The sequence below is a fragment of the Thermoplasmata archaeon genome (assembly GCA_038851035.1).
Taxonomy (GTDB): Archaea; Thermoplasmatota; DTKX01; order VGTL01; family VGTL01; genus JAWCLH01.
The window spans coordinates 46780-63413 of the sequence record JAWCLH010000009.1 but is presented as its reverse complement, the minus strand read 5'-3'; the positions used below and the strand labels follow the sequence as shown (position 1 = coordinate 63413).

Annotated in this window: 18 protein-coding genes; 5 read left to right on the top strand and 13 right to left on the bottom strand. The window is 62.9% G+C overall.

Annotated features, from left to right (window positions below):
• Positions 1-18: 18 nt before the first annotated feature.
• Positions 19-951 carry a sulfite exporter TauE/SafE family protein gene (locus tag QW379_04500; GenBank protein ID MEM2869666.1) on the bottom strand — a complete coding sequence of 311 codons (933 nt, stop codon included), beginning with the start codon at positions 949-951 and terminating at the stop codon, positions 19-21.
• Positions 952-1056: 105 nt separating this feature from the next.
• On the opposite strand from QW379_04500, the gene QW379_04495 reads away from it, so the two are divergent.
• A complete protein-coding gene (locus QW379_04495; GenBank protein ID MEM2869665.1) occupies positions 1057-1785 on the top strand; it encodes a hypothetical protein in 729 nt (242 codons plus the stop codon).
• A 385-nt stretch (positions 1786-2170) separates the two neighbouring features.
• Positions 2171-2392, top strand: coding sequence for a hypothetical protein (locus QW379_04490; GenBank protein MEM2869664.1), 222 nt, complete (start codon positions 2171-2173; stop codon positions 2390-2392).
• 29 nt (positions 2393-2421) lie between these two features.
• Here QW379_04490 and QW379_04485 read toward each other — a convergent pair whose 3' ends face one another.
• The 10 genes from QW379_04485 to QW379_04440 form a co-directional block, all read right to left on the bottom strand.
• On the bottom strand, positions 2422-2769 hold the full coding sequence (locus QW379_04485; protein MEM2869663.1) for a hypothetical protein: 348 nt from the start codon (positions 2767-2769) through the stop codon (positions 2422-2424).
• A gap of 63 nt (positions 2770-2832) precedes the next feature.
• Positions 2833-3735 (bottom strand): hypothetical protein, encoded by a 903-nt coding sequence (locus QW379_04480; protein ID MEM2869662.1) that lies wholly within the window; start codon positions 3733-3735, stop codon positions 2833-2835.
• 125 nt (positions 3736-3860) lie between these two features.
• A complete protein-coding gene (locus tag QW379_04475) occupies positions 3861-5105 on the bottom strand; it encodes a hypothetical protein (GenBank protein MEM2869661.1) in 1245 nt (414 codons plus the stop codon).
• Between the two features lies 1 nt (position 5106).
• Positions 5107-5664 (bottom strand): NTPase, encoded by a 558-nt coding sequence (locus QW379_04470; GenBank protein MEM2869660.1) that lies wholly within the window; start codon positions 5662-5664, stop codon positions 5107-5109.
• 269 nt (positions 5665-5933) lie between these two features.
• On the bottom strand, positions 5934-6206 hold the full coding sequence (locus QW379_04465) for a MoaD/ThiS family protein (GenBank protein ID MEM2869659.1): 273 nt from the start codon (positions 6204-6206) through the stop codon (positions 5934-5936).
• A gap of 56 nt (positions 6207-6262) precedes the next feature.
• The gene (locus QW379_04460; GenBank protein MEM2869658.1) at positions 6263-6487 is read right to left on the bottom strand and encodes a hypothetical protein; all 225 of its coding nucleotides are present in this window, start codon (positions 6485-6487) and stop codon (positions 6263-6265) included.
• Between the two features lies 1 nt (position 6488).
• A complete protein-coding gene (locus QW379_04455; GenBank protein ID MEM2869657.1) occupies positions 6489-8561 on the bottom strand; it encodes an aldehyde ferredoxin oxidoreductase family protein in 2073 nt (690 codons plus the stop codon).
• The gene (locus QW379_04450) at positions 8558-9247 is read right to left on the bottom strand and encodes a 4Fe-4S dicluster domain-containing protein (GenBank protein ID MEM2869656.1); all 690 of its coding nucleotides are present in this window, start codon (positions 9245-9247) and stop codon (positions 8558-8560) included. The genes QW379_04455 and QW379_04450 overlap by 4 nt, the downstream gene beginning before the upstream one ends.
• A gap of 76 nt (positions 9248-9323) precedes the next feature.
• Positions 9324-10034 carry a 2-oxoacid:acceptor oxidoreductase family protein gene (locus QW379_04445; protein MEM2869655.1) on the bottom strand — a complete coding sequence of 237 codons (711 nt, stop codon included), beginning with the start codon at positions 10032-10034 and terminating at the stop codon, positions 9324-9326.
• The gene (locus QW379_04440; GenBank protein ID MEM2869654.1) at positions 10031-12073 is read right to left on the bottom strand and encodes a thiamine pyrophosphate-dependent enzyme; all 2043 of its coding nucleotides are present in this window, start codon (positions 12071-12073) and stop codon (positions 10031-10033) included. The genes QW379_04445 and QW379_04440 overlap by 4 nt, the downstream gene beginning before the upstream one ends.
• 209 nt (positions 12074-12282) lie before the next feature.
• Between QW379_04440 and QW379_04435 the strand changes: the two genes are divergently transcribed.
• The gene (locus QW379_04435; protein ID MEM2869653.1) at positions 12283-13362 is read left to right on the top strand and encodes a hypothetical protein; all 1080 of its coding nucleotides are present in this window, start codon (positions 12283-12285) and stop codon (positions 13360-13362) included.
• Between the two features lie 70 nt (positions 13363-13432).
• Here QW379_04435 and hisS read toward each other — a convergent pair whose 3' ends face one another.
• Positions 13433-14671, bottom strand: coding sequence for a histidine--tRNA ligase (hisS, locus tag QW379_04430; protein MEM2869652.1), 1239 nt, complete (start codon positions 14669-14671; stop codon positions 13433-13435).
• Positions 14672-14851: 180 nt separating this feature from the next.
• Here hisS and QW379_04425 point away from each other — a divergent pair, with 180 nt between their 5' ends.
• Entirely contained in the window at positions 14852-15088 is a 237-nt protein-coding gene (locus tag QW379_04425) for a hypothetical protein (protein ID MEM2869651.1), read from the top strand.
• Positions 15089-15144: 56 nt separating this feature from the next.
• Here QW379_04425 and QW379_04420 read toward each other — a convergent pair whose 3' ends face one another.
• Positions 15145-15624 (bottom strand): CBS domain-containing protein, encoded by a 480-nt coding sequence (locus QW379_04420; GenBank protein ID MEM2869650.1) that lies wholly within the window; start codon positions 15622-15624, stop codon positions 15145-15147.
• A 120-nt stretch (positions 15625-15744) separates the two neighbouring features.
• On the opposite strand from QW379_04420, the gene QW379_04415 reads away from it, so the two are divergent.
• The gene (locus QW379_04415) at positions 15745-16515 is read left to right on the top strand and encodes a PAC2 family protein (GenBank protein ID MEM2869649.1); all 771 of its coding nucleotides are present in this window, start codon (positions 15745-15747) and stop codon (positions 16513-16515) included.
• The last annotated feature ends 119 nt before the right edge of the window (positions 16516-16634 follow it).

Genomic DNA, 16634 nt, shown 5'->3' with positions numbered 1-16634 from the left:
CAAGAGTAGCGGATGAGGTCACAGCAAGCCCAGTCCCTTCGCCAGCATGTATCCGCCTATCACGAACTGCAGCACGGACACGTATCTCGAGAGCTGCCTAGAGCCGGTCCTCTCGGCCGCGGCGGCGCCGGCCCAGGCCGCGACGCAGCCCCCGATCGCAAGCGGGACCGCGACACCGATGTCGAAGTGGCTCAGGGAGGCCTTGGCCGCAACCGAGGCGCAGGCGGTGAAGAGAATCGCGAGAAGGGAGGTGCCGATGGCCACATGGACCCCGACGCCGAGAAGAACCATCACTGGGACCATGACCAGCCCGCCGCCGACGCCAAGGAAGCCCGCTAAAAGGCCGGCGGCGAGGCCGAGGAGGACTAGCACAGGGTAAGGGTTCCGGAGCCCGCACTCGGTTGGCTCCCGAACACCTGGCCCCGCGGGCTGCCGCTCCTCTCCCTCCACAAACTTCGCAACCTCTGCAGCGCTTCCCCGCCGCCGGGCATCGCGACCGCATGGCAGCTTCGCTCCGCCTGTTCCGCCGGCCCCGCCCTCACGAGCCCCCACCGCATTATTGACCCCCGTTCCTCCTCCCCTCCCGGAGTTCAGGAATAGCTCAACTCCCATCACTAGTGCGAAAATGCCGAACGCGAGCTCGAGCCAGTTCTGCGGGGCCGGGCTGCTGATGTAAGAGCCTGCGACGCCCCCGAGAACGCCGGAGGCCCCGAGCGCGAGAGCGTAGCGGAGGTTTAGATGCCTCGCTTTCATATGTACGTATGAGCCCATCGGCGAGACGAATATGATGGCGAAGAGGGAGCAGGCCGTGGCCTCGCTGAAACTGCCCACGAGCCCGGCGAAGAGGAGCCCGGGGACCATCACAATCCCTCCGCCTATGCCAAACATTCCTGATAGCAGGCCCGCGGCCGCGCCTATGCCGAGCGCCGCGAGGAGAGACAGGGGGTCCACAAGCCTCGTAACGGCCGCTGCGGATTTAACGGTATCTGATGATTTCCCGACCTGGCGTGGCGGCGACTGGCAACGATTAATATGGCGCAGTATGTTCTATGTCCAATGACACCATCGGGCTACCTCGCGCTCCTGCTCTGGATGTTTGCGCTCGTGACTCTGAGCGCCCTCAACGACAGGCTCCTCTCGCGCATATTCACGAGCGGCAGGCACAGGGTCTTCATATGGCTCGGAGTCGTGGTGCACGAGGCGAGCCATTGGCTCGCTTGCATCCTGACCGGGACGAAGGTTTTCGAAGTCAGGATGTTCGAGAGGGATGGGGGCTATGTGAGGCACGAGAGGCGTGGGCCGGTTGTGATGGCGCTCATCGCGCTCGCGCCCATTGCCGGTTGCTCGCTTTTCCTCGTGTTTCTGGTCCATCTGTTCAGGGCGCTAGGGGTTCTCTTCGAGCCCGGAGGGCTGGAGCTCGAGAGGCCTCTCGAGTCAATATTTACGCTCCTCAAATCGGCCGCGCTGACTTTCTGGATGAATATAACTGCCTTGAGCGCCGTGACATTTCTCTTTCTCATCTTCCTATACTTCGTATGGTCTGTCGCGGCCTGCCTCGCTCCCAGCAGGCAGGACCTCGGGCACGCCGCTACAGGGAGTGTGGTTCTGGCGCTGCTCGGAGCGCTCTCTGTCCTGCTCAAGCCGCTCTCTGTCCTCGGCGTCGAGGGAACGCCAGTGATGGACTTCATAGGCTCAGCCCTGGCCGAGGCGGTTGGGGTTGCGCTAATAGTCTCTATTTTCCCGCTCATCATCGGTATCCCGAGCGCCCTCGCCGGCTCAAGGTGAGGTCTGGCGAGTGGGCCAATGGGTCCGGGAGAGGGGACCCTTTTCAGAGCTGGAAATGGAGCGGTCTGGCGGGGGGCTCAGGCCGAGTGCGTAACCCTCATCATCATGCTCAGGACGACGTCCGTGGCCTCCAGAATTCCTAAACCGTGTCTTAGGGAGTGGCACGAGAGCTCCATCAAAACCTTTGTTAGTTCGTCGGAGGCTCCGCGGTAGAGCTGGAGCGCTCCGACCCCCTCCCCTATTCGCCTTCGTTCGAGACTAGAAAATCTCGATTCGGTCCAACATTCGCCGGAGCTCTCTACGCTTTCTAGACGCCGGCTGGGTAGTTCTCTTCAATGTATTCCAAGGTGCGGCGCTCGATGTCAGGAATTATCTTCTAGACCCAATGCATCTCCGACACAAGAGGGCGGCAAAGCTCCCAGAGCCTCTGGATTTCTTCCATCTCATAGAGAACCGAGAGGCGCGCGTTGCGGAGCTACCAGGCGGGCCAGAGCTTGAGGGAGCGGAGAGCGGCCGCACCCGCGAGGCCGCGGGCGAGGAAGGCGCTCTGCTCGTCGGTGGCCAGCCTAGTCCCGATGTGCCTTTTTTCGGGAAGGTGTCCCTGTAGTTCCGCGCGAGCTCCAAAAAAATAATTCGTCAAGGCTCGAATCTAGTAGAAAATTTCTCTTGAACTCCAGCTGTTTTCTGGATATCAGGCCCGGGAGGTCTCTGAGAATTCCATCGGAATATATCATGGCAGCTTTCTCTACCATGATTCTCGTGACGCCCGTCTCCGGATGGATGAGAGCCTCTATCGCCTCCGCCAGCTTTCTCCGGGTCGTCCTCGAGCGGGTTGTAGGACCTGAACTCTGCGACGAACATCGATTCGGCCCTCGGGAAGAGCTCGTTCTTGAGGGTGGTGGCAATGAGCCTTATCTTCCCGCTCTGGTCTACCCTCTTCCTGAGCAAAGCCTCTACGTCGGAATCCTTCGGGCCCTCAAGCATCTCCTAGAAATATCCAAAGCTCCAAATTAAGTCAAAGGAGTGGCAGGGGAAGGCGAGTTCCACTCAGCTCCCTCCAGTGCACTTTGTGTTGTATATCAGCCTTACGATCGAATCATAGGTGGCCATGTCGTCCGGCCCGGGCGGGAGGACGATGTCCCGAATTCTGTTTCCGGAGGGAGAGGTCCCGTACATGGCCGCACCGGCGACGATTACCACGGTCCCGCGCTCTGGGCAGGGCCACCACTCAGCCCTCACCTTTATCCTGGCGCCGACGGGGAAGTCGATGAGGGAGCCAGAGCCGGGCACCTGCAGGAGGGCGTCGTACTCCACCCAGTTCGTCTCGTGGCCACTCCTGATGACGCCCGTGCCCTCCTTGCGCGTCTCCTTTTGAATCGTGAGCCCGTCCATCTTGAGTCCCTCGATTCTCTTCATCACCTCGTCTCGAATCATATCCTGAGGCGGTATGATGACGGTCTTGAGCGTCACTAGGAAAACCACTCCCGGGTAGGGAGGGCTCGCGAGGTCCCTGTCGTCGTACCTGAATGCTCGCGTCTCAACGCGCAGCAGTCCGTACATGAGGAGCTGGGAGGAGTCAAGCGACCTGTCCCTGACGTAGCCCGTCTTGTTCAGAACATCCGTGGGGAACGAGGCTGTCTGGATGTCGTTGACCTTCATGTAGAAGTAGCCGTAGAACGAGGTGCTGATGGCGAGGGAGCAGAAGACCACGACCCCGAGCCTCCTCAAGAGTTGGGGTTTGTAGCCTTCTCTCTTGTCCAAGTAAATCATGTAGCCGATGACCCAGAGGGCGAGGAGCACTGGAACGAAAATCTGGAGCTTCTGGTCTGTGAAGGTGTAAAGGAGCGCGCATAGCCAGAGGATGTTCAGGACGAGCCCCCTCGGGGAGGCGAGGATGTCTCTGAGGTTGCTCAGGAACCCGCGAGCCCACCCCACCAGCCTTTCGAACATCACGGAATGATAATCGAGCTCCATTGATAAATACTGTTTGACCGATACTGTCGGACATGTCGGGCGGAGGCAAATCAACCTGGCCCCGGCAGCGGTTTGCGAGACCAACGCCCCGCTCAGTGCCATCAATGCCCTCGCAGCACTCCACGCCCCATGTCCCCTCGCCGCCTCAGGGCTGCTTCGACCGCCAGCCTCCTGACCTCCTCAGGCGGGGCGTCCGTCCGAAAGCCCGTGGGGCAGAAGTGCGTTCTCGACGCCCTGAAGCCCGCGGCGCGCAGGGCCTCGAGCATCGCGGACAGGCCGGGCGGTCCGGTGCGGCTGCCCCTCACAACCGCGTCCAGTTCGTAGAAGAAGGGCGGCATCCCTGCCTCTTCGTCCATCGCCGAGAGGGTCTTTGCGAGCTGCTGCTCGCGGGCGAGCGGCGGCCCCCCGCGGGATCTTTTTCTGAAGGCCTCGAGCACCCCGTCCAGTAGCCCGCGATCGAAGAGTTCCCCGAGCCAGAGGGGGCCGGCGAATTCGGTCCCTCTCTCTCCCCCATGGCCTCCTCCCGCCCCGGCGCCGGGACCGCCGGGGACATGGAAAGGAGCTGCGAATCGTCCGGGTTCCGGAATATAAGGGGTCATCTCCCTGCCCGGACCCACGTAGCCAAGCTCCCCGAGCACCTCCGCGGCCCTCGCGGGACTCCTCAGGGCCTTGAGGTAGACGCGAATGTAGTGGTCTCCCGAGTGGACAAGAACGGGTCTGAGGGCGATGTCGATTCCGGCTGCGCTCCGGACGCAGAAGCCGATGAGAATTCGAGCGGCCGTCTCGTGCATGTATTCGGAGCGGGCGGACAGGGCCTGATAGCGGCGCAGGCAGGTCCGCGGATTGGTGCCGCAGAGCGGGCCGGTGTCGGTGGCGGTCAGGCCGATGAGGCCCCCGTGCCTGACGGACGCCGCGGCCGGCTGGAGGAATGGCGCCGGGGAGCCGAACGGGTCGATGTCAATGTAGTCGAAGCGCTCCTGATAGAGGAGGGCGCGCAGGTCGCTCCGCGACGCGCTCACCAGCCCCCCCAGGCCGTTCAGGGCGATGTTCCTGAGAATCAGCTCGTGGGCCTCGCGGCTCCTGTCGTTGGCGACGAGGGCCTCAAAGTCCAGACCGGTCTCGAGGGCCAGACGGATGGCCCTGACGCCCGTTCCGGCGAGACCGTCCACCGCCCTGAGCCGCCGGCCCAGCGCCCCGCCCGCTGCCGCGACGAAAAGCGTGCAGAGGTCCCTCGCGGGCGCCATCGCGGGGTTGTGGAACACGGGCGTCCTCGACGACGCCGGCCCGCGGGCCGGGCCCACACGGGGCACGAGCAGCCTCGCTGCGCCCTCGACCAGCTCGTGCATCTCAGAGCAGCTCCCCCTTGAGGAGCTTGATGATTTTGTAGGGCAGGAGGTTCCGGTTTATGGGCGTGACCTCCAGAATGCGGATGTCGTCGCGCCTGCGGATGTCCTGCAACAGTGGGTTCCGGGACTTCTTGTGCAGGGTCAGGATGAATGGCTTGGAGGTCTCGAGCGCGTTCTTGACAGCCGCCACGAACTTGTCGCTCTCAACCTCCATCTTGCCGACCTCATCGACGATGATGACGTCTGCCTTCTCCGCAGCGTCGTCAATCGCTTTCACGCCGATTCTCTCAAGTGCGTCTAGGTCGACCCCGTACTTGCCGACCATCACTTTAGACTGGATGTTGATGTGGGCGAGCACCGCCTCCTCCTTGGTCAACCAGTTCATGACAGTGAAGCCCGTGCGCCTGTTCTTCTCCATGATGGGCTTAGTTATCATCCCACCGACAACCTCCCCCTCGCCCTCCAGAATCTCGATTACTTTGATGAGGGCCTGGGTCTTGCCCGCGCCAGGAAGGCCCGTGATGCCTATTTTAATTCCCTTACCTAACTGTCTCACCATGCCACCCCAGACCCCAGTGGCGTCGGGGTCGATTTTTCCGCTGGATAGCAGTCCCAGACTAGCTGGGGGTATCGTTTTTCAGGGTTTAAGCTATTGTGGTGGGGGTACTTTCTATATTTTAAATAAAAGCCGGCATGAGAGCATCAAAATGGAGGGGTAAAAATGAAGGGCAGCGTGCCAAACCCCCCTCTAGAATCTCGCTCCAGACCCCCGCTCCAGTGAGTATCCAATAGAATCCAGCCCGCCCATCGCCCAACCCTCCAGCCGCCTCATCCACCTCCCGCAGGGTAGGTGACAAGAACGAGCTCCCCGTTGCCAAGCCGCCGCTCGGATGGAGCGGGGCTCCCGTCCACGATGAATAACACTGGACGGGACTCCCCATCCTCCAGCCTCCTTCTGAGCTCCCTGCCGTATTTGAGCCCTAGTAGCCTTGCGAGCTCCCCGACCGTCGCGCCCTCCTCCAGCCCAAGTGTCTCCTCCCTCTTTCCCGTGAGCTGGGAGAAGGTCCCAAGATAGCGCACGGTCACAGTTATTTTATTCACCTTTCAGACCTCCCGGTGCGCCCCGCGCGGGCCCCAGCCCGGCTCAGGGAAGGCCTCTATCCTCCTCCCTCCCCATGTCCCCCTCGAAGCTCCACTCGGCGCTTCCTGATGAACGAGCGCCTTTTTATCCTCACCGGCAGGCCGGCACAGGGGGAGCAGAGGCCCCGCTCGCAGCTGTAGTGCTCGTCGCAGACCACTGCCCCGCAGGAGCCGCACCTGCGCGCCCTGATGCCCGTTCTGGAGAGATCAATGCGCTGCCCGCATAATTTGCACACCGGCACTCTATCCCCTCGAGGCGTTCTCACCGGGGCCCGGCTCCGGGCGATGGGCGAGTGGGTCTCTGAAGGGCTGAGCTTGCTCTGGCGCGCCGCCGGGCGAGAGGAGTCCCCTCTCCTTCAGAGCCGCGGCCACGTCCTCCATTCCGAGCGAGGCGAGCCTCTCCTCGTACGGGTAGCCCGTGCGGGGGTCCCAGCCTCGGATTTTATAGTATTCCACCAGCATCTCTTCGAGAATTCGTGGCTCGAAGAGCTCGCCCTTCGCCGGCCCTTTTGGTATCCTTTCTGTAAGGAAGCGACGGGGCAGGGTGTCCTGTTCCCTCCTGAGGCCCCACCGCAGGTTCAGGGCCCTCTCGAGGTTGATTATCCTGTCCCCGAACTCCATCAGTCCTTCATAGCTCATCGGAATTCCCGTCGCGGCCTCTATCCATTTGTGGTACTTGATTGAGTGAACCACGGCCCTCTTCCTCTTAGCATACTTGTTCATTAGCTCGGGAATGGGATACTGGGCGTAGTAGGAGGCATGCATGAAGCGGCAGCTACCTGCGGAGTCCGTGACAGCGGCGAGATTCTCGTGCCAAGCCACGAGCCTGACCTTCCCGCCGTACTTCCTCAGCTCGACAGCCTCGGGCGAGCCGAAAAGTTCCCTTCCGACCTCAGGAGGCTTCCTGAGCATCTCGAAGACAGGATGGGCCCTCAGGTGGTCCGAGCCCCTGCTCGCAACCGCGAAGCCGAAGCCGAATGCCTTGGCGGCCCTCGGGTCGCAGGCGATGGTCTCAAGCCCCTTAATCGTGTTAAGGAGCGCCTCTGCCCCTTTCCCTATTGCCGCTGCTGCCCTCTCGCTCCCTTGCGAGCCAAGCTCCCCGAGCCTCCCCTCGCGGTTCGCGATTCTGTGGACCATCTCGACCATGGCGTCCGCGCAGCCAAACCTAAGCCCCAGACCCTCATCCTCGAGCAGACCCCTCTCGATGCACTCCATGAAGAGCGCGATCGTGTTGCCGCAGGTTATGCAGTCCATGCCGTAGTCGTTGGCAAGCATGTAGGCGTGGAAAACCGCGCCCAAATCATCCACGCCGCACTTCGAGCCGAAGGCCGCGACGCCCTCGAACTCGATGTTCCCCCTCGTGCCGGCGTATTTACCCTCGTCGATTCTACCGTACCTCTTGCACCGGTTTGGGCAGGAGAAGCACGCCCTTCCCGCCGGAAGGGGCGCCTCGCGAGTCGAGAAGACGTCCCTGAACTCCTCGCCGCTGATTCTATCCGCGCCCTCGAACCAGCTCTCACGGAAGTTGCGCGTTGGGAGCCAGCCCTGCGCGTTCCCCCAGTTCACGCATATGCTCGTCCCAAGCGCCGAATGCTCGCCCGTTCTAAAGCCCGGGTCCTCGAGAACCGCGAGCCAGCCCTCGCGCGCAGCCTCATAATAGGCCTTCGGGTCAGCAACGCGAATCGCTCCCGTGCCCTGGACGGACACGGCCTTTAGGTTCTTGGAGGCGAGCACCGTCCCGAGCCCAGTCCGGGCCGCGGCGTCCCAGAAATCGAAAATGACTGAGCCGAAGAGAACGCCGTTCTCCGCGGCGGGACCGATTGCGGCGACCCTCGCCTCCGGACCCTCCTCCTCGAGAATTCGAGCGGTGGTCTCGAAAACGCCCTCGCCCCATAGCTCGCTGGCGTCCTTCAGCCTGACATCGTCATCCTGGATGCTCAGCCTGACGGGCCGGGGCGAGCGGCCAGTGAGGACGATGCCGTCGTAGCCGGCGAATTTCAGCTCCGGACCGAAATTCGTGCCGGCGTTGGAGTTCCCGTAGATACCCGTCAGAGGCGAGCGGCCGGCCACGTTCAGCCTGCCCGTCGTTGGACCTAGTAGGCCCGTCAGGGGGCCAGTGGAGATGAGGACGAGGCTCGCGGGGTCGAGAGGGCCGGTCGACGGGTCCTGCTTCTCGAACAGAACTCTAGCGTCCCTCCCCCTCCCCCCCAGATAGAGCTCGCACCAGTGCCTCTCGAGCGGCACCCTCTTCGCCGTCCCCTTTCCAAGGTCGACGAAGAGGAGCGAGCCCGCGAAGGCGCCGTACTTGAAGCTCAAGCCCCGCCACCCCCTCCCGGGCCACCCGTCCCTTCATCGGGGCCCTCTCCGCTAGTTTTACTGACCCGCCTTTCACCGCTGGGCCCTGCCCCTCCGCTCCCGCCCCCCAGCGCCTCCCCACTCCCCCCCTCCCCGTATCCTCTCCGGGAGCCCTCTCTATCCACCGTCTTGCCAATACCTCTGGTTTCATTGGCCTGTGGAGCCGCGGGAGACCATAAGTCCTTCGTCAGGGCCATGTGCTTGTGCGCGAATCTGTGTCTCTTCGCCCGTGGCACACCCGCCTCCTCGCAGAAGCTGACCGCGCCGGTGAAGCACCACTTCACGCACTCTGGGTCTCCGTTGCACAAATCGCACTTGAAGATTCTGCCCGAGGCGTGGCTGAAGTGCACTGCACCGAATGGGCAGACAACCATGCACTGTTTGCAGCCGATGCACCTGTCGCCGTCGACCACCACCGCTCCCGTCTCCGGCCTCCTCTTGAGGGCCCTCACGGGGCATATTCTGATGCAAGGCGCGTCTTCACAGTGCTCGCAGCCCGTCGGGATGTCTAGTCCCTCCTCGTCGAGCCTGACGACCCTTATGCGGGAGAGCGCGGGCGAGAAGATGCCCTCCTTTTTAAAAGAGCAAGCGACCTCGCAGGCCCTGCAGCCCGTGCAAAGAGAGGCGGTGAAGAAGAGCTTTCTCATCTATTAAGACCTCCTTCTATCCCCCGCTCCCCACCTCCCCGCCCTCCGTTTCCCAACCGCGAATGTGCCCGTCCACTCACTCCCCATCCACCCATGACCCTCCCCCCTCCAGCTCCCTCCGAGCGACCTGGGTTTTGAAGTACTCCACAGCCTCCCTCCTCCCCCTCCTGAAAGCGCGGAGGGCCTCCTCCCTCTCGGCGCCCGCGTCCACCGCAACCAAGCTCTCGAGCGCCTCCTCACGGACGGGGAACCCGGGCACTCGAGACGCTGCTCCCAGAAGCACAGCGCTTACGCCACGCGTGCCCGCCGCGCCGGCGAGGGCCTCTGCGTCCAGTATAAGGGAGCCTGGCAGGTCGCAGAGGAGCTTGAGAAGCCCATCCGCTCCTCCTCTCATCACCGTACCAGCCGGGGGAATCAGCCTTTTGGTGGCGATGACGATACCGTCAGGCGCGAGCAGGGGTAGGCTGCGCACCGTCTCGAGCAGCTCGAGCCCGACGATGAGGCTTGCCGTCCCCTCCTCCACACGCGCGTTCAGCACCCTTCCCCCGAGTCTCAGGTGGACCGAAACGGCTCCACCTCTCTGGGCCATCCCGTAGGAGCCGAACATTCTGAGGTCGAGGCCGGAGGCCAGCGCTGCCTCCGCGAGCACCCGGGCCGCAGTGACGACGCCCTGTCCCCCCACGCCAGTGAGGACGATGTTGTAGGTGCGTCGGGCGACGGACTCCCGGAACTGCCTCAATTTGGCCGTGCCAATACGAGCTCCCCGTGGCGGCGTTCCGTCTTTCAAAGCGCCACACCCCCCCTTACCCCTTGAATCGCCCCGTGGGGGCACACGCTCTTGTCCAGGCAGGCACCGCAGCCGGAGCATATTCCTGGGTCTATCTCCATTTTTTTGCCGGTTTGGGAGGGTTTCATCGCCGGGCATCCAAAGCGCGTGATGCACAGGAGGCAGCCCTTGCACCTCTCCGGGTCCACCCTGCAGACCGGCGCCCTCCTCCCCTTTTTCCTCCTCTCCCTCTGGACGAGCAGGGCGCATGGCTCTCGGACAACTACCGCCCTGACTCCCCCATCCATCACAGCTCTTTCAACGCTCCGCGCGATCCTGCTGATGCTCCAGCCGGGGACGACCGAGACCCCCGCGACCCCGCAGGCCCTCAGCACCCGCTCGATGCTCACCGCCCGCGTGGCCTCCCCGCCCGCCCTCCTGCCCGTGCCGGGGTGGGGCTGGTGGCCCGTCATAGCGGTCGTTCCGTTGTCGAGCAGAAGGACCACGAGGTCCGAGCCGTTCATCACCGAATTGATAATCGCCGGGATGCCCGAGTGGAAGAAGGTCGAGTCGCCGACCTGGGCGACCACGCTCTCCCCGCTGAAGCGGCCCAGGCCCGAGCCGAGGCCCACGCCCGCGCCCATGCAGAAGTTCGAGTCCACAGCGTTCAGGGGCGGCTGGTACCCCAATGTGTAGCAGCCAATGTCGGAGGGCCTGAGTAGCCTTTTTCCCCTCCCTAGTCTCCGCTCAACTATGTTGAGGGCGAAGAAGGCGTTCCTGTGGAGGCAGCCGGCGCACAGCACAGGGGGCCTCGGTGGAATCGAGGGAGCGCTCGCGGGACCGCGTGGTGTTCCTTCTATTCCTGACCGGCCAGAGGGAACCTCCACAGCGCCCGCGCATGGCGCTGGACGGGCAGGCGCCTCCATTCCAAGGAAGCTCCTGATTCCGCGGACCACCTGTGTGACCGTGAGCTCGCCCTGAATGGGTAGGTGGCTTGCGAGTACCGCCCCGTGTCCCCTCAGTGGAGCCCTGCCGCCCGCGCCGGGACGAGCCCGGTGCCGAGGCTCCGGAGCCGCCCTCTTTCCCTCGACACGCGTCTCCGAGCCCATCCTGTGGGCGATCGCGCCCACCTGCTCCTCGACGAATGGCTCTAGCTCCTCCACCACGAGCACCCTCTCGCAGCTGTCGAGAAGGGAGGAGACCATCCTCTCCGGGAGGGGATACGGCGTGGAGAGCTTCAGGACCCTCACATCACGAGCGAGCTCGAGCTCCTCGAGCGCCTCGAGGAGCACTGGATGGGCCGCGCCAGACGCGATGAATCCCAGCTCCCCTCGGCCAGATAGGCTGTTCAGCTCAATGTTTTCGACATCGAGCGAGATTCTGGCCATCCTCTCGAGCAGCTCCCAACGCATCCTGCGTGCGTTCTGCGGCAGGTTGGTCCAGCGCTCCGGAGCCCTTGTGAAGGTGCCCCTCCGGGGTCTCTGTGGCAGAGGGCCGAGCTTGACCGGCGCACTCGAGTGACTAATGGCGGTGGTCGAGCGGAGCATCACTGGCTGGTGCCAGCGCTCGGAAAGAAGCAGGGCGAGACGCGCCGCCTCCTTGGCCTCGGCCACGCCACAGGGCTCGATGACGGGGAGATAGGCCTGTCGGGCGAAGATGCGGTTGTCCTGCTCGTTATGGGAACTGTTCATTGAGGGGTCGTCAGCGGTTATGAGGACGAAGCCCCCCGGTGCGCCGATGTAGGTGAACGCCTGGATGGGCTCCGAGGCGACATTCACCCCCACGCCCTTCATGGACACGCTGGCGCGCAGGCCGCACAGGGAGGCCGATATCGCCACCTCCGCTGCGACCTTCTCATTTGTGCTCCACTCGACATAGTGCCCCAGATGCCTCGCCTTTATGAGCATCTCGAGTATCTCGGTGGAGGGGGTCCCGGGGTAGCCGGTGCAGGCGTCCACGCCGGCCTCGAGAAGTCCCCTTGCGATCGCCTCGTTGCCTAGCAGGAGGGCCCTCCCGCCGGGGGCCTCGAGATAGGAATTCTCAGCTCGCGAGCCGTCCACCTCCCCCGACCGAAGATATTCTTCTGATATATCCTTTTTGTGCGGTTCATGCGCCCCCACGCCGGCTGAAGGCCCCGGTACCTATTGCCCCAGCGGAAACCCAGTCCGAGAATCAATGAAATTCGAGCCACAAAGGAACACCCCATAACAACAGTTTTTAAGTAGAACGTGTATGTATGGAAAGAACATGGAACACGGGAGGCCCCGGTATGCGGAATAGGGCGCTGGCCACTCTGCTCGTGGGAGCTGTTTTAGCTGTTGAGCTTCTGATTCCAACCGCGGGCGCGGGGCCCGCGCAGGACGAGGGCTTGCAGGTCACGCTGCACTTCAAGGGACAGGGGTTCACGACCGTCCCGCCCAGCCCCGGTAACACCACCGAGGAGTACGCCAGCGCTCCCGGGAGACTCTTCGGAGCGCGCAGGTACGGAACGGAGATAGGCACGTGGTCCTTCGTGTCGCGCCAGGACTTCGTCATTCAGGGCTCCTTCAAGGCGGAGCTCTGGGCCAGGAGTAGCGAGGGCGCAAAGAACGCGGGCTTCAGGCTCAACATATTCATCGGCGATCAGCTGGTCGATTACTTCTTCACTTCGAGGCAGGACGTCAGCAGCCCGGTTAAATTCACGATAACGGACAGCACCACCCTGTCGATTCCCGGGGGGAGAACCGTCGGCGTGGGCCTCGTCTGGCTAAGCGACCCGAACTATTTCATTGGGCCCTCGAGCGGCGGCGACTTCCTGTACGGAAGCGCGGACCACGACTCTTTCATCGTCCTCACCCTCAGCGCGCCCCCACTTTCCGTGTCCCTTCTCGAGCCGGAGAAGGAGAAGAGCTCCATCAGACTCGTCGCGTCGGTCAATGAGAGCTTGGGAATGGACACGGCCACCCTCTTCTACAGGCTCACAGTCACTGGCCCGGCGAGTGTCTCCCCGGACCACATCAGCCCCCCCACGATCTCCTCGAGCGACAACGGAACCACGGTCTCATGGGTCTGGGACATTAAGAAGAGCAAAGCCCAGTCCGGTGACTACACCTTTACGGTCGGGGCCTCCTACGATGGCCAGAACTACTACACCAACTCGAGTCGTTTCACCCTCCGCTTCGAGAAGGAGGTCGCCCAGGGCTTCTTTACGAACCCGACGGCCGGCAACAATCTTTTCATCACCGCCATCTTCGTCGTTATCGTGGCCGGAGTAGCCATCGCAGGCGGGTTCATCGCCCTCAGACGACGAAAGAGGAGGAGGCTGGCCAAGGAAATCGCCGCAGGGGCCGCGCCGGCCGGGGTTGCGTGAGCATTATACGAGGGCCACCGGGCCGCTTCCCTCGCCACCCTGGAGGCGAAAGGCTCCTCGGGCTATCCAGTTAGGTCCGGCGAGCTCCTTCGAGCAGGGCCTGCACCGTGGTCTGGGTCTGGTCGCCTGTGGAGAGCTCCCGGAGCGACAGAACCCCTTTACTCAACTCCTCCTCCCCAATGATGACGGCCTTCTGGGCCCCGATGGCGTCCGCGTGCCTCAGGGCCTTGGCTAGGCTCCTTCCCGATAGGTCAATGTCCGCGCTGAGGCCCGCCCTGCGTAGCTCGCTCGCGAGCCTGAGGGCCTCGCGCCTCGCGGCCGGCCCCACCGAAATCACATAGAACTCCGGCCCCCTCTCCGGGAGTTCGAGACCCTGCGCCTCCAAAGCGACGAGAATTCTGTCGAACCCGAGGGCGAAGCCGGTGCTCTCGACGGGCTCCGCGCCAAACAGCTCCGCTAGGGCGTAGGTCCCGCCCCCACAGACCTGCTTCTCCGCCCCAAGCTCGGGCGCGTCTATCTCGAATACGAGTCCTGTGTAGTAGTCGAGGCCGCGAGCGATGCCGGGCTCGATTCTGTAGTCCGTTATGCCGCAGGCCTCGAGTCCTTCGAGAACTTCCTCGAGGCCAGATTCCGGCGCTCTCTCAAGTACCTCCCTGCCCCCGGACGCCTCGAGGAGCGCGAGGAGCGGCTTGGGGTCGGCCCCGAGCCTCTCGATTGCGGCCCTGAGGCCATCCATGTCCCGCTTGTCGATCAGGTGCATCAGGGGTGCCTGCGCCTCCCTCCGCACGCCCGCGCTCTCGAGAGCGCTCCTCAGGACCCCGACGTGGCCTATCCTAAGCCTGAAGCCCCTCAGGCCCGAAGCCCGGAGGCACTCATGGGCCAGCGAGAGGACCTCAACCTCTCCCTCCGCCCTTTTTGCACCGATGACCTCTGCCCCGAACTGCCAGAACTCCCTGTAGCGCCCCCTCTGAGGCTCCTCGTACCTGAAACAGGGGCCATGGTAGAAGAGCTTGAGGGGCCGAGGCTCTGCCCTCAGGCCCTCGACAAAGAGCCTCATCGTGGGTGCGGTCAGCTCTGGCCTGAGCGCGAGCTCTCGTCCTCCTTTGTCCTTGAAAACATACATGGACTCAACAATTCCAGGGCCGGACCTCGCTGTAAAGAGCTCTGCATGCTCGAAAGTTGGTGTGGCGACTTCCCTGAAGCCGAAGAGCGAGGCTGTCTTCCTGAGACGCTCCTCCAGCCAGCGCCGGCGCTCCATCTCGCGCGGCAGGAAATCCCTCGTACCCCTCGGCCTCCGGAGCTCGGGCACGGACCCATGAATGGGCTGGATGGATATAAATACCCATCAGAAAGGCCGACGGGTCGCGAGAGCTTGCAGGCGTTCGAGCCCCGGCGCGGTGTCCGAGCCGCAAGCCGCGAGAGCAAAGGACCCGGGCCACTCAGTAACTTTTAATTCCCTCCAGGCGGTTGGGGATGGTGGGGGAAGTGCATGCTTGACCTCCCGAGCGTAAAGAAAGAACGAAGCAAGGAGGAGGAGGAGCTGGAGGCCGCGAGGAAGCTCAAGAGGAACGCGGAAATCGACCACGAGGTCTCCATTCTCCGGCAGAAGGCGGCCAAGAAGCGCAAGCTCGCCGCCCAGACCATGGAGAAGGTCAAGAAGCTGGAGCTCGAGTCCGTGGAGCTGGAGAACAAGGCGAACGAGCTCGAGAGAACCAAGATTCCCTGAGCGGGCCCCACCACTCCCTTATGGTCGTGCGCTCGCCTTGAAATAAGGGTGGCGAGCTACTCCCTCTTCCTGAACAGACCCCGAAGGATGTCCCCGCGCGTAAGGATACCGACGACCTTCCCTCTCTCGACCACGGGGACGCGATTGATTTTCTTGCTAACCATCATCGACGCAACCTCCTCAACGCTGTCGCCGGGGGCCACAGCGACGACCTTTCTGGTCATGATTTCCGAGACGGGCACGCTCTTGACCTCCTCGAAGGCCCTCGCGATTTCGGAGTAATTCTCTTTGAAGTCGAGCCCGAATTGATGAATCGACGGATAGACCAGATTGTACCTGATGTACTTCGCTTTGGTCGCGTTCAGTATGTCGGACTCGGTGACGATGCCGACGAGGCGGTTCTCCGCGTCCACGACGGGCGCGCCGTGGATGTGGTTCTCGACGAAGAGGCGGGCGACGTCCGCTAGGCTCTGCTCAGGTCTGACGGTTTTGACCTCTCGGTTCATTATCTCAGAGACCCTCATTCCTCCACCCAACCCGCATCCTCTCCGCCGATGATAAATATTTAGGTCCTGTGTGGTCTTCGGGTAGGGGCGGGCTGGGAAAAGTACAATATTGTCGAGTGAGGTACGGGCCACGCGCAGGGGGAAGTGCGGATGGCGGGAGGAGCCGAGAGAGAGCTAGAGATATACATCAAGGAGAAGAGCGAGCTGAAGGGAGCTGCGGTGGTCGAGGGCTTCCCGAGCGTTGGGCTGGTCAGCACCCTCGCCGCGAACTACCTTGTGGAGCAGCTCAAGCTGCCCAAAATCGGCTGCATCCACTCCAGATACCTCCCTGTCACCTCTATAATTAAGGGAGGCGATCCAAACCACCCAGTGAGGATATACGGTGACAAGAGGCTGGTGGTTTTTCTCTCCGAGTTCAGGCCACCCGCCGAGCTCGTCGACCCCCTTGTCGACGCTATTCTGGACTGGACCTCTGAGGCCGGCTGCGGCATCATAATCTCAGCGGAAGGCCTCCCCATCGCCGAGGGATACCAGCCGGAGAAGATCAACACATATGGGGTGGGGAGCACCCCAAGGATGCGTGAGCTCCTCAAGAAGAACGCGATACCTGAGCTCAGCGAGGGGATCATCACAGGAATCTCGGGGGTCCTACTGAACGAGGGCGCCAGACTCGACAGGGACGTTCTGTGCCTTATCGCGGATGCGCACGAAAGCTACCCGGACGCCCGGTCCGCCGCGAAGCTCGTCGAGGCCATAGACGCCCTCCTCCCCCAGATCGAGCTGGACACAACCCCCCTATATGAGGAGGCGGAGAGAATGGAGGCCGAGATAAAAAAGGCCTTGAAGAGCGTCCAGAAGACCCTCGCGGGCCACCAGAGCCCCCTCTCGGTGGAGCCGCCCTCGTTGTCAATGTATAGATGAGTGGGGGACCCCCGGTTATTCTGCTCGATTTCTCCGAATTCCCGGTCCAGCCCTGTGGGCGGCTCCGAGCTCCTCCCTGTTGCTGGCTTCGGTGTGCTCTCGGTCCCAGTCTGTTTTTC

Excerpts from the sequence above, each read along its gene's own strand:
- QW379_04490 (MEM2869664.1), top strand. The coding sequence starts at position 2,171 with ATGCATCTCCGACACAAGAGGGCGGCAAAGCTCCCAGAGCCTCTGGAT.
- QW379_04435 (MEM2869653.1), top strand. The coding sequence starts at position 12,283 with ATGCGGAATAGGGCGCTGGCCACTCTGCTCGTGGGAGCTGTTTTAGCT.
- QW379_04450 (MEM2869656.1), bottom strand. The coding sequence starts at position 9,247 with ATGAGAAAGCTCTTCTTCACCGCCTCTCTTTGCACGGGCTGCAGGGCC.
- QW379_04495 (MEM2869665.1), top strand. The coding sequence starts at position 1,057 with ATGACACCATCGGGCTACCTCGCGCTCCTGCTCTGGATGTTTGCGCTC.
- QW379_04480 (MEM2869662.1), bottom strand. The coding sequence starts at position 3,735 with ATGTTCGAAAGGCTGGTGGGGTGGGCTCGCGGGTTCCTGAGCAACCTC.
- QW379_04485 (MEM2869663.1), bottom strand. The coding sequence starts at position 2,769 with ATGCTTGAGGGCCCGAAGGATTCCGACGTAGAGGCTTTGCTCAGGAAG.
- QW379_04470 (MEM2869660.1), bottom strand. The coding sequence starts at position 5,664 with ATGGTGAGACAGTTAGGTAAGGGAATTAAAATAGGCATCACGGGCCTT.
- QW379_04415 (MEM2869649.1), top strand. The coding sequence starts at position 15,745 with ATGGCGGGAGGAGCCGAGAGAGAGCTAGAGATATACATCAAGGAGAAG.
- QW379_04475 (MEM2869661.1), bottom strand. The coding sequence starts at position 5,105 with ATGCACGAGCTGGTCGAGGGCGCAGCGAGGCTGCTCGTGCCCCGTGTG.
- QW379_04425 (MEM2869651.1), top strand. The coding sequence starts at position 14,852 with ATGCTTGACCTCCCGAGCGTAAAGAAAGAACGAAGCAAGGAGGAGGAG.